The organism is Streptomyces sp. NPDC048417 (assembly GCF_040651615.1).
Taxonomy (GTDB): domain Bacteria; phylum Actinomycetota; class Actinomycetes; order Streptomycetales; family Streptomycetaceae; genus Streptomyces.
Genome location: NZ_JBEZKI010000015.1, coordinates 216613 through 227704, shown reverse-complemented (window position 1 = coordinate 227704; position 11092 = coordinate 216613). Strand labels below are relative to the sequence as shown.

Below are 11092 nucleotides of genomic sequence, written 5' to 3'. Positions count from 1 at the left end.
TACGCCGCGAGCAGACGGGGTGGCCGGCCACCGCGCGTCCGGTGGGACGGCGGCGGACCGCCCCAGAATTCGGCGTATCGAGCGACGGAGCAACGGGCCTGTGGGGCATCCCGGTCGACGGCGTGGCGCACGCCCTCCGCCGGGGCGGATGCCAGGTGCGGCGGGCCCGCGCTCTCACGTCATCGATGGGTGATATGCCTTCCCGCTGGCGGGCCGACAGCCCCACGGCCGGTACCCACTCGCCGTCACTCAGCGCATGCCCTCGCCCACCCGCCCTGGTGCCGTCGGCGGACCACCGGGACGCCGAGGCCGCCTATCTCACCCTCGACCGCCACCCGGTGCTGGTCCCACCGGCGCTGGCCGCCCTGCTCGAAGAGCAGATCGGTCAGCTCCCCGCCCCACAGCCCCCGCAGGGCAGCCGGCATCTCCTCCTGCCGGACTCCGTACCCGGTCGACCCCGCAACCCCGTCGGTCTGGCAGACCAGATGAAGCAACACGGCCTTCCCGTACGCGCCGCACGCGACACCGCGCTGATGGAGGCCATCACAGACCTGCCGCCCATCGTCGTCACCGATCTCTTCGGGATCAGCCCCGCGACGGCCCACCGCTGGTCCCAGCCCGCCGGAAACAGCTGGGCGCCTTACCTCGCCGCCCGACACCGATAGCGTCGCAACGGCGGAGGACAGGATCGGCAGCCTCAGCGCGAACCGCTATGCGCAGATCGCAGATGTACTGCGAAAACTGCCCGCGATCAGCTCATTGCGTCGAGGGCGGCGATGATGTCGGTCGGTTCGGCGCGGGTGGTGTAGTCGGTGTTGACGAAGGCCCAGCGGATCACGCCGTCGCGGTCGATGACGTAGGTGGCGGGCAGCGGGAGGGTGCGCGGGTGGCCGTCGTTGACGCGCTGGAGGTCGAAGCCGAGTTTGTCGTAGACGGCGGCGAGGTCGTCGGGAAGGTCGAAGGCGAGGCCGTACTGCTTGGCGGTGTCGGAGCCGATGTCGCTGAGGACGTCGAAACCTGGCCACCACCGTGCGTGCGACGAACGGCCAGTTCCTCACCACGATCGCGAGCGTCCGCACCACCACGAGGAACTCGCTGGTCCGCGCTCTGGCCGACCAGGCCAACGACACCGTCCTGGATCACATCACGGTCGTGGAGAAGACCGGCCTGGTCGACTTCGGTCAGGTCCTCTCCCGGGAGACCACCTCGCCCAAGCTTCCGGCCCAGGACCTGACCCCGCCGCCCGCGGTCGCGGGCCAGCCGCAGGCCGTCCTCACTCCGCCGGCGAACAGCACGGCCTCGCCGAGTCCGACGGTGGGGTGAGGACCTGGGCCGAGCCGGCCATACCGGCCAGGCGGCTGTCGAACTCTGCCCCACCGCGTTCGGCGGCCGGGTTCAGGGAGTTAGTTCCAGGCCCGCGGTCAGGCGGGCGGAGACGAGGTCCAGCACCGCGGCCTGCTCCGGCAGCAGGAAGAAGTGCCCGCCGGGGAACACCTCCAGGGCGAAGTGCGAGGACGTCAGGTCCCGCCACCGGGCGGCCAGGGCGGGGGTGACGACCGGGTCGTCCGCACCGGTGAGCGCCGTGATCGGAGTGGTCAACGGCGGACCGGCTGTCGGACGGTAGGACTGGAGCATCCGGAAGTCGCTGCGGATGTAGGGCAGGAAGATCTCGCGCATCGCGGGGTCGGCCAGGAGTTCGGCCTCGGTGCCGCCAAGGCGCTGCAGATGGCGGACCAGCTTCTCGTCGTCGGCGTCCGCGATGCCGGCGCCGGGCCGGGCCGTGCCGCTCCCCGCATCGTCCGGAGTCCACGGCGCGGTCTGCCCCGAGACGAACAGGTGCACCGGCGGCGCGCCGCGCCGGTCCAGGAGCCGCGCCGCCTCGTACGCGACGAAGGCGCCCATGCTGTGGCCGAACAGGGCCAGCGGCCGGTCGAGCAGCGGGGCCAGGTCGTCCACGACGTGTCCGGCCACGGCCTGGACATCGTCGACCAGCGGGGCCGTTCGACGCTCGCCCCGTCCCGGGTACTGCACCGCGTGCAGTTCGACCAGGGGCGGCAGTCCCCGATGCCACGACCGGTAGAAGGCCGCCGATCCACCGGCGTGCGGAAAGCAGACCATGCGGACCCGGGCGGTGAGCCGCTCGTCGTAGCCGCGAAGCCATTCGGACGAGGTGTTGATCAGTGCGCTCATCGGATCACCCGGCCTGTGCGTAGGCGTGGTTCAGGGCGGTTGTGGTGTGGTGCAGGTCCTCGGGCTCCACGACCTCGTCCAGGATCAGGGTGCTCACCCCGAGCGCGATGTACCGCTGGAGCATCGCACCGACGTCGGCGTAGGTCCCTACCAGGTACGGGCAGAACGTCTGGTAGGCCCGGAACGGATAGAGCCAGTAGACCCCCTTCGGGGCGTGCGAGCGCAGCGCGTCGCGCGAGAGCTTCAGGTGCCAGTGCGACTCGACCTTGCCGACGGCCCATTCGTGCAGCTTCTCCCCCGACTCGCTCGACGGGAAGCGCTCGTGGGCGATCCGCCACGCCTCCTGGGCGTCGTCGCGGGCTATGACGCCGAGGCGCACGCCGCAGCCGGCGAGCGGCCGGTCGCCCTGGTAGCTGTCGATCTGGTGCGGATAGGACAGCCGGTCGACGCCGAGCAGGCCGGCGACCTCACGGCAGTCGTCGGAGGCCCCGGACACGTAGAGGTCCGGCGCCAGGGCGGGATCGGCCGGCGGGCTGACGGCGGCGGCGTCCAGGGCGTAGTACTTGCCGGTGTACGTCACCGCCGTCGGCGCCGCCGTCAGCCGCCTGATGATCTCGCCGTACTCGGCCAGCCGGTCGTAGCGCTCCCGGTGGCCGAGTTCGCAGCCCAGTTCGCTCAGGTGCTTGGCGAATCCGCCGGTGACCAGGTTCAGGTCGACGCGCCGCCCGTAGACGAAGGCCAGGGTGCTGATCGTCTTGGCGACGGCGAACGGGTGGGTGTCCACCGGGTTGACCGCGACCAGGGGGACGAACCGCTCGGTGTTGTCGATGGCGAGCTGCGCCGCGGCCCAGGCGTCCACGAGCGTGTTGTCCGTGTAGACCAGCGCGCCGCGAAAGCCCGCCTGCTCGGTCCAGCGGGCCACGTCGACGACCCGGCGGCGGTATTCCTGCGGTGTCCGATCCTGCCAGGAAGGCATCGTTGTATAGACCGTCAGCACTGTTCGCGATCCCTCTCTTCGACTTCCGGGTGCTGCTCTGGGGCCGGCGCGCCCGGCCGGCGGGGCCGGTCAGGGCCGGGTGAGCTTGGCCTGCTCGGCGACGAGCTTCGCCACGATGGCGCGGTCGATCTTGCCGTTGGGGTTGAGGGGCATGGATTCCACGTGCAGGAACACGTGCGGCACCAGGTGGACCGGCAGTCCCGCGGCCAGCGCGCGGCGCAGGTCGGCCTCGCGGGCGGGCTCACCGGTGTAGCAGGCCATCAGTTCGGTGGCGTCGCGGTGCTGCACCGGTACGACGACGGCCTCCCGGACACCGGGGTGGCGGCGCAGCAGGGTCTCGAACTCGCCGAGCTCCACCCGGTAGCCGCGGATCTTGACCTGGTTGTCGAGGCGGCCGAGGTGGACCAGCGTGCCGTCGTCCTCGCGGCGGACCCGGTCGCCGGTGCGGTAGTAGTCCGCCTCGCTCGGCGTCCCGGCCCGGTCGTCGAGGCCGAGGAACCGGTTGGTGTTGTCGCGCGGGTCCAGATAGCCGTCGAAGCGCTGCGGACCGCGGACGCACAGCTCGCCGTCCTCGGTGACGACGTGCTCCAGGCCCGGGTACACGGTGCCGATCGGCACCGTGTCGTTCACGGTCTCCGGCCAGTCCCGGCGCTCCTCCGGCAGGCGGAACTCCGCGCACGCCAGCGTCAGTTCGGTCGGGCCGTAGATGTTCTCCAACACCGATTCCGAGGCGAATCCACGCCACGCCTCGGCCTGCGCGTAGGTGAACTGCTCACCGCAGAACACGCTGTAGCGCAACCCGGGGACCCGGCCCGCGGACAGGCCGCCGAGCCCGGCGGCGGCCGAGACCGCCGAGGGCACCGAGAACCAGTGCGTGAGCCGCCGGTTCACCGCGTAGTCGACGGGGCTCAGCAGTTCGGCCGCCTCGGGCACGACCAGCGTCGCGCCGCCGCCCCAGGTGACGAAGAGGTCGTACACCGAGAGGTCGAAGGTCAGGTCGAAGGTGTGCGACATCCGGCAGCCCGGGCCGACCTCGTAGCGGGGAACGGTGTGGGCCAGGAACGCCAGGACGTTGCGGTGCCGGATCGGCACGCCCTTGGGCCGGCCGGTGGAGCCGGAGGTGAACAGCACGTAGGCGATGTCGTCGGGGCCGGCGGAGGGCGGCGGCAGCGCACCGGCCGGGACGGCGGCCAGCAGCTCCTCGTCGGTGAGCGGCAGCACCGGCCGTGCCGGCGCGGTTCCGGAGGGGCAGTGTTCGAGCCACTGCTGTCCGGACGCGTCGGCGATGATCACGTCGACGTCGGCCAGCTCGCAGATGCCGGTGTTCCGCCGCGGCGGGTACTTGAGGTTCAGCGGCACGACCTGCGCGCCCAGGCGCAGTGCCGCGAGATAGCCGGCGTAGGCTACGCCGCTGCGCGCGGCCAGCAGGGCCACCGAGCGGACGCGGCCGTGTGCGGCGGTGACGCTCTCGGCCAGGGCCTCGGCCGCGCGCTCCAGCTCTGCGTAGCTGATCGACGACGCGGACAGTTCGACGGCCGGCAGCTCGGGGTGGCGCCGTGCCGAGGCGGCGAAGACGTCGTAGAGGGTGCTGATGCGGTCTTCCATGGCGACCTTCCCGGTCAGGAGTGGAGGCGGTCTCAGGCTTCGTAGGCGAGGAGCAGCCGCGCGATGCCGGCCAGGCGGCCGTCGTTGGCGGCGTCCCGGGCGGCGAACCAGGCGGCCTGCCCGGCGGCGGTCGGCCGATCGAACAGCACGCGCGCCGGGACGGTCAGGCGGAAGATCTCCGTCAGCTGCGCGGCGACCTCCAGCGCGGTGGCCGACTCGGCGCCGAGGGCGAACAGATCGGCGTGGACGCCGATGGCGTCGCGGGCCAGGGCGTCGGCCCAGATCTCGACCAGGAGCTCCGCGAAGGGGGACGCGGCGGCCGTAGTGTCGTCGGCCTTTCTGCCAACGGCCTCACCGTCGTCGGCCTTACCGCCGACGGCCGTACCGCCAACGACCGTACCGCCGACGGCTGGGACCGCACCGGCCGCCTCGACCGCGCCGGCCTCTTCGAGTACGGCCTCGTACGCGGCGTCGAGGTCTTCGGGCAGCGGCCGCCCGGCCAGCGTGCGCCGGTCGACCTTGCCGCTGGGGGTCAGCGGCAGCGCGGTGACGGCGACGCAGGCGAACGGCACCATGTGCGCGGGCAGGATCCGCGCCAGATCGCCGCGCAGCGTCCGCGGCGGGACGTCGGAGCCCTCGGCAAGAAGGTAGTAGGCGATGATCTGCTTGTCCGACGCCCCCTCCCGCACGACGACGACGGCTTCGGCCACCCCGTCCTGCGCCAGGATCTGCGCCTCGACCTCGCCGAGTTCGACCCGGAAACCGCGGATCTTGACCTGCCCGTCGCGGCGGCCGAGGCACTGGATCCGGCCGTCGGGCAGCCGCGTTCCGAAGTCACCCGTGCGGTAGGTCCGGACTCTGATCCGCTCGGCGGCTTCTGGGGCCTCCAGAGCGTCCGAGGCCAGCTGGGCAGCGGCGGAACCGCGGGGTCCGGCGGCGCCCACCAGTCCGGCGGACCCCCCGGGGCCTACGGGTCCGACGGGGCCTACGGGTCCAACGCGGCCTACGGGTCCGACGGTCAGATCGCGGACCGCGAAGCGCTCGGCGGTCAGGTCGGGCCGGCCCAGATACCCGTCGGCCAGCGGTACGCCGGAGACGCAGATTTCGCCGGGTACCCCGTCCGGCAGAGGTTGCAGCCGGTCGTCGAGGATCTCCACCACCGCGCGGTCGATCGGGCCGCCGATCGCCGGCAGCTCCGGCCAGTCCGCCGGGTCGCCGGACAGGCGCTCGGCGGTGACGACGTGGGTCTCCGAAGGGCCGTACTGATTCTCCAGTGACGCGCCCGTGCGGCGGAAGAACTCACGCACGGCCGGACTGACGTGCAGCTGCTCCCCCGCCGTGATGACCTCGCGCAGGGCCGAGGGGTAGCGGCCGGAGCGCAGGGACGCCTCGGCGAGCTGCTGAAGGGCGACGAAGGGCAGGAACAGGCGGTGCACGCTCTGCTCGGTCAGCCAGTCGGCCAGCCGGTCGGGATCGCGGCGGACCTCGTCGGTGATCAGCACCAGGGTGCCACCGGTGCCCCAGGTGGCGAACATCTCCTGGAAGGCGACGTCGAAGCTGAAGGCCGCGAACTGGAGGGTGTTCCAGCCGGGGCCGGCCTGCGAGTGCCGGAACTGCCAGTCCAGCAGGGAAACGAGCGGCCGGTGCGGCATGCCGACGCCCTTGGGCAGACCGGTCGAGCCGGAGGTGTAGATGACGTAGCAGAGGTCCGCGGTGTCGGCCGGGGTGGGCGGCGCGGGCCGTGGGTCCGCCAGGAGGCTCGGCGCGGCCACGAGCATGTCGTGCAGACCGAAGACGCGGACGCCCTCGGGAACGGTGAGCGCGCCGTCGATTCCGGCCGGGCCGATCAGGACCTCGGCGCGGCTGTCGGTGAGCATGTAGTCGAGGCGTTCGCGGGGGTACGCCGAATCGAGCGGCACATATCCGGCTCCGCTCTTGAGGATCGCCAGCAGTGCGACGATCAGCTCGGGGCAGCGCGGCCCGGACAGCGCGACGGCGCGGGCGGCACCGATCCGGTCGGCGCACCGGTCGGCGGCGGCCTTCAGCTCCGCGTAGGTCATCTCGCCGCCGTCCCAGCGCAGCGCCTTGGCCTCGGGGTACCTCGCGACGGCGCGGTCGAACAGCTCGTGCGCGGTGACGTCCCACGCGCTCGCCCCGGACGTCCCGTCGGCCTCGGCAGCGGGATTCCGCATCGGTGACGGCACCAGGGGCAACAGGCCGATCGGCGTCCTCACGTCACGGATCGCCGCGCGCAGCAGTTCGAGGTAGCCCGCGACGATGCGCTCCGCCGTCTCCGACGCGTAACGCAGGCCGTCGTATTCCAGCGAGCCGCAGCGCCCGTTCTCGATGTCGAAGTGGAACACGAGATCGAGGGGAAGCTCGCCGTCGCCGGTCACAACGGCGGCCCGGCAGAAGTCCTCCCAGGCGACACCGGTCCGCTCACCGATCACGAACTCCGCGCCGGCCGCCTCCCGCAGTTCCGCGGCGGCTCGCTGGGCGAGGTCGGAGAACGCGGTGTCCGGGTCGAGGGACTGCCGCAGCGGTGCCCACGAACCGTCCCGCCCGGCACCGACCACGATCTCCTCGACCCCGGCGTTCTCCCAGGGCGAGGCGACCCGGTACAGCAGCGCCTGCAGCCCGGCGGCCAGGGCCGCGAGCACCGGGACGCCCTGCTCCCGCGCGACGGCCGCGAGGCCTTCGGCGAGGTCGCCCGGGATCTCGAACGCCAGCGTCGGACGCCGTTGTCCGGGCAGGGAGTGCGGCGCGCCTCGGTCGGCGGGCCACGTGGTGGCGGGCGGTGCGCCGCGGAGCCGGTCGAGCAGCGCTGTCCGTGCGGCATCGGCCTTGGACACCGGCGCGCCGGCGGCCGGGATCGTCGAGGGGGCGGCGAGGTTCATCGGGTCACCTTCCCTTCGTCGTCGCGGCCGGCGGCGGCCCGTCGTGATCTCGTCAGCAGGGCGCTTCGCGCGCCGGGCCGGGTCGGCCGGCCCGGCGCGACCGGGGCCGCCGCCGTGGCCCGGGGCGCTTCGTCCGAGAGCGCGGCGGCCAGGTCGTGCACGGTCGGATGGGTGAAGAGCTGGAGTGCCGCGATGTCCCGGTCCAGCACCTGCGTCAGCCGGGTCCGCACCTGGGCCAGCAGCAGCGAGTCGCCGCCGATCTCGAAGAAGTTGTCGTGCGTGCCGACCTCGTCGAGGCCGAGAAGGTCGCACCAGACGGCCGCGATCTCCCGTTCCAGACGCGACACCGGTGCGACGCGGGCCGCTCCGGCGTTCCGGTCGCGCGGCGGCTCGGGCAGCTTCGCGTGGTCGATCTTGCCGTTGCCGTTGAGCGGGAACGCGGCCAGCGGCACGATCACGGCGGGCACCATGAACTCCGGCAGCTCCTTGGCCAGTCGGCGCCGCAGCGCGGACGGGTCCAGACCGGCGGCGTCGAGGGGCGCGGCCGGCGAGACGTAGGCGACCAGGCGCAGCGGTCCGGGGCCGGACCGGTCGCGGCGCGCCGTGACGACGCCGCGCCCGACGCCGGGGAGCCGCTCCAGGCGGGCCTCGATCTCGGGCAGCTCGACGCGGTGGCCGCGGACCTTCACCTGCCGGTCGATGCGGCCCAGGTAGTCCAGCTTGCCGTCGGGCAGGCGGCGCACCAGGTCGCCGGTGCGATAGAGGGGCGCACCGGACCGGGCCGCATACGGGTCCAGCGGGAACTGCCGGGCCGTCAGCTCGGGACGGCGCAGGTAGCCCAGCCCCACGCCGAGGCCACCGATGCACAGTTCGCCGGGGACGCCGACCGGTACGAGGTGCAGGCGCTCGTCCAGGACGTGCGCGGTGGCGCCGGGGACCGGGCCGCCGATGGTGGGCCGGCGCTCGGTGCCGTCCAGGACTGTGTGGGTGCACCAGATGGTGGTCTCGGTGGGCCCGTAGATGTTGAACAGCCGGCGGTTCGGCGCCCACAAGGGGCCCAGCTCCGGCGGGAACGCCTCGCCGCCGACCAGGATGGTGCGCAGTCCCGGCACGTCGCCCGGCTGCATCACCGCGAGCGCGGACGGCGGCAGGAACGCCAACGTCACCTGGTAGCGGCGGACGGTCTCGGCCAGGTCGGGGCCGGGCAGCATGCGGTCGCGGGGCACGACGCACAGCCGTCCGCCGTGCGCGAAGGCCAGCGTGAAGTCCAGGACCGAGCCGTCGAAGCTCGGCGAGGAGAACTGGATCACGGTGTCCGGCGTCTCCGGGTCGATGAACTCCCGCTCGGCGTTTGCGGAGTTGACCACGCCACGGTGGTGGATCGCGACGCCCTTGGGCCGGCCGGTGGAACCGGAGGTGAAGACGATGTAGGCCGGGTCGCCGGGCCCGGTGTTCCGGGGCGGCCGGGTGTCCGGATACCCGCCCAGCGGGTCGTCGGGGCCGCCCAGGCAGACCACCGGCATGCGGTCCGCGCCGGGCGGCTCGGCGCGGCCGGCCCGGGTGATCAGGGCCTTGACCTCGGTGTCGTCGATCATGAGGGCCAGCCGCTCGGCCGGATAGCCGGTGTCCAGCGGGACGTAGACCGCGCCGGCCTTGAGCACGCCCAGGAACGCGACCGGCAAATCCTGGCAGCGGTCCAGCGCGACGCCGACAGCCGTCCCGGGGCCGACTCCGATCCCGGCGAGGTGGTGGGCGAGCCGGTTGGCCCGCGCCTCGAGTTCGGCGTAGCTGAGCTCGCCGTCGGAGCCGACGACGGCGGTCCGCTCCGGCGCCCGGTCCGCCCAGCGCTCGAACAGGGCCGGGACGTCCGCGGCCATGGGCGCGGGCAGGCCGGTGTCGTTCCAGCGGTCGAGCTGGGCGAGTTCGTCCCGGGTCAGCAGGTCCAGGTCGGCGACCGCCGTGTCGGGCGCGGCCAGCGCGGCCCGGAGCAGGGTGCCCAGATGGCCGAGGAGGCGGCTCACGGTGTCCGCGCCGTAGAGGCTGGTGTTGAATTCGGCGGTGCCCTGGAAGCCGCCTCCGGCCTGGGCCCCGGCGTGCTGGAGGATGACGGACAGGTCCTGGATCGCGCCGCCGCCGTGCGCGGGCAGCGGAGCGAGGTCCGCGCCGGGCAGGCTCAGGGCGGTGTCGACGTCCTGCAGGACGAACAGCAGTTGCACGACGGGGTCGTGGCTGGCGTCCCGGTCCGGGCGCAGCAGCGCGACCAGGTCCTCGAAGGGGAAGTCCTGGTGGTCCTGTGCCTCGCTGATGGTGAGGTGGGCGGCGCGTGCCAGGTCGAGGAAAGTGGTGTCCCCGGCGACGCGCAGGCGCAGCGGCACCAGGTTGACGAAGCAGCCGACGGTCTTGGCGAACTCCGGCCGGACACGGTTGGCGACGGGGGTGCCGATGAGCAGGTCGTCGCGGCCGGTGTGCCGGTGGACGACCGAGGCGAAGGCGGCCAGCAGCGTCGCGTAGGCGGTGACGCCGTGCCGCCGGGAGAACTCGGCGACGCGCTCCTCCACGTCCGCGGGCCAGGCGAAGTCGACCACCGCCCCGTCCGGCCGGCGCTGCGCCGGCCGGGTCCGGTCGGTGGGCAGGTCCAGGAGCGTGGGGGCGCCTTCGAGTTGTCCGCGCCAGTAGTCGGCGAGCCGCTCGCGGCGCGCACCGGTCAGCTGCCCGGACTGCCAGGCGGCGAAATCCATGAACTGGATCGCCGGCGTCGGTGTGGTGCTGGGGCGGTTCTCGGTGCGGGCAGTGTAGAGCTCCGCGAGTTCGGCGAAGAGCAGCTCCAGGCTCCAGCCGTCGCAGGCGATGTGATGCGCGGTCACGACGAGCGCGGCCGACGGAGTGCCCGGTGCGACGAGGCGGGCACGGATCAGCGGGCCGGCGGACAGGTCGAAGGGCGCTCGGGCCTCGGCGTCGATCCGGTCGGCGACCCAGGCCGCCAGGTCGGCGGGAGCAGCGCCGCCGGGCGCGGCGCCCTCGGGTTCTTCGACGGCCAGGCGCACCGCGAGGTCGGGCAGCGCGCGCTGTCGCGCCTGCTCGTCGTGGACGTCGACGACGGTGCGCAGGGCTTCGTGGCGGGCGACGAGGTCGTTGAGCGCCGCTTCGAGGGCGGGGGCGTCGATGTCGCCGCTGACCCGGAAGGCGTACGGCAGGTTGTAGACGGCGTTGTCGGGATACAGCTGCGACAGGAGCCACATGCGCCGCTGGGTCGCGGACAGCGGCGCGCCCGCTTCCGTTCGCTCGGTCACTTCGACGGGCGCGGCCGAGGCGGATGCGGCGGAGGCGGATGTGGCCGAGGCCGTCGAGTCGGCGCGGCGCGGCGCCCGGCCGGGGCCCCCACCCCCGCAAGGACGACCGACAC

The 11092-nt window shown here is 73.2% G+C and carries 6 protein-coding genes and 2 pseudogenes; 2 read left to right on the top strand and 6 right to left on the bottom strand.

Going from position 1 to position 11092, the window contains the following annotated elements; all coding sequences use genetic code 11:
• Positions 1 to 185: 185 nt before the first annotated feature.
• On the top strand, positions 186 to 665 hold the full coding sequence (locus AB0D59_RS24555) for a hypothetical protein (RefSeq protein ID WP_362569028.1): 480 nt from the start codon (positions 186 to 188) through the stop codon (positions 663 to 665).
• Between the two features lie 86 nt (positions 666 to 751).
• Here AB0D59_RS24555 and AB0D59_RS24550 read toward each other — a convergent pair.
• Positions 752 to 1015: pseudogene (locus AB0D59_RS24550) on the bottom strand (AhpC/TSA family protein); the annotation flags it as partial.
• Between the two features lie 14 nt (positions 1016 to 1029).
• Between AB0D59_RS24550 and AB0D59_RS24545 the strand changes: the two are divergent.
• Positions 1030 to 1323, top strand: a pseudogene (locus AB0D59_RS24545) (hypothetical protein); the annotation flags it as partial.
• A 72-nt stretch (positions 1324 to 1395) separates the two neighbouring features.
• Here AB0D59_RS24545 and AB0D59_RS24540 read toward each other — a convergent pair.
• The 5 genes from AB0D59_RS24540 to AB0D59_RS24520 form a co-directional block, all read right to left on the bottom strand.
• Positions 1396 to 2190 carry an alpha/beta fold hydrolase gene (locus AB0D59_RS24540; RefSeq protein ID WP_362569026.1) on the bottom strand — a complete coding sequence of 265 codons (795 nt, stop codon included), beginning with the start codon at positions 2188 to 2190 and terminating at the stop codon, positions 1396 to 1398.
• Positions 2191 to 2194: 4 nt separating this feature from the next.
• Positions 2195 to 3166 carry an LLM class flavin-dependent oxidoreductase gene (locus AB0D59_RS24535; RefSeq protein WP_362569023.1) on the bottom strand — a complete coding sequence of 324 codons (972 nt, stop codon included), beginning with the start codon at positions 3164 to 3166 and terminating at the stop codon, positions 2195 to 2197.
• Between the two features lie 90 nt (positions 3167 to 3256).
• Positions 3257 to 4792: an AMP-binding protein gene (locus AB0D59_RS24530; protein ID WP_362569020.1), complete on the bottom strand. Its 1536-nt coding sequence runs from the start codon at positions 4790 to 4792 to the stop codon at positions 3257 to 3259.
• 32 nt (positions 4793 to 4824) lie between these two features.
• The gene (locus AB0D59_RS24525; protein WP_362569017.1) at positions 4825 to 7689 is read right to left on the bottom strand and encodes an amino acid adenylation domain-containing protein; all 2865 of its coding nucleotides are present in this window, start codon (positions 7687 to 7689) and stop codon (positions 4825 to 4827) included.
• Positions 7686 to 10979 carry an amino acid adenylation domain-containing protein gene (locus AB0D59_RS24520; protein WP_362569014.1) on the bottom strand — a complete coding sequence of 1098 codons (3294 nt, stop codon included), beginning with the start codon at positions 10977 to 10979 and terminating at the stop codon, positions 7686 to 7688. Before AB0D59_RS24520 ends, AB0D59_RS24525 begins: the two co-directional genes overlap by 4 nt.
• Positions 10980 to 11092: the final 113 nt, after the last annotated feature.

Excerpts from the sequence above, each read along its gene's own strand:
- AB0D59_RS24555 (WP_362569028.1), top strand. The coding sequence starts at position 186 with ATGGGTGATATGCCTTCCCGCTGGCGGGCCGACAGCCCCACGGCCGGT.
- AB0D59_RS24540 (WP_362569026.1), bottom strand. The coding sequence starts at position 2,190 with ATGAGCGCACTGATCAACACCTCGTCCGAATGGCTTCGCGGCTACGAC.
- AB0D59_RS24535 (WP_362569023.1), bottom strand. The coding sequence starts at position 3,166 with ATGCCTTCCTGGCAGGATCGGACACCGCAGGAATACCGCCGCCGGGTC.
- AB0D59_RS24530 (WP_362569020.1), bottom strand. The coding sequence starts at position 4,792 with ATGGAAGACCGCATCAGCACCCTCTACGACGTCTTCGCCGCCTCGGCA.
- AB0D59_RS24525 (WP_362569017.1), bottom strand. The coding sequence starts at position 7,689 with ATGAACCTCGCCGCCCCCTCGACGATCCCGGCCGCCGGCGCGCCGGTG.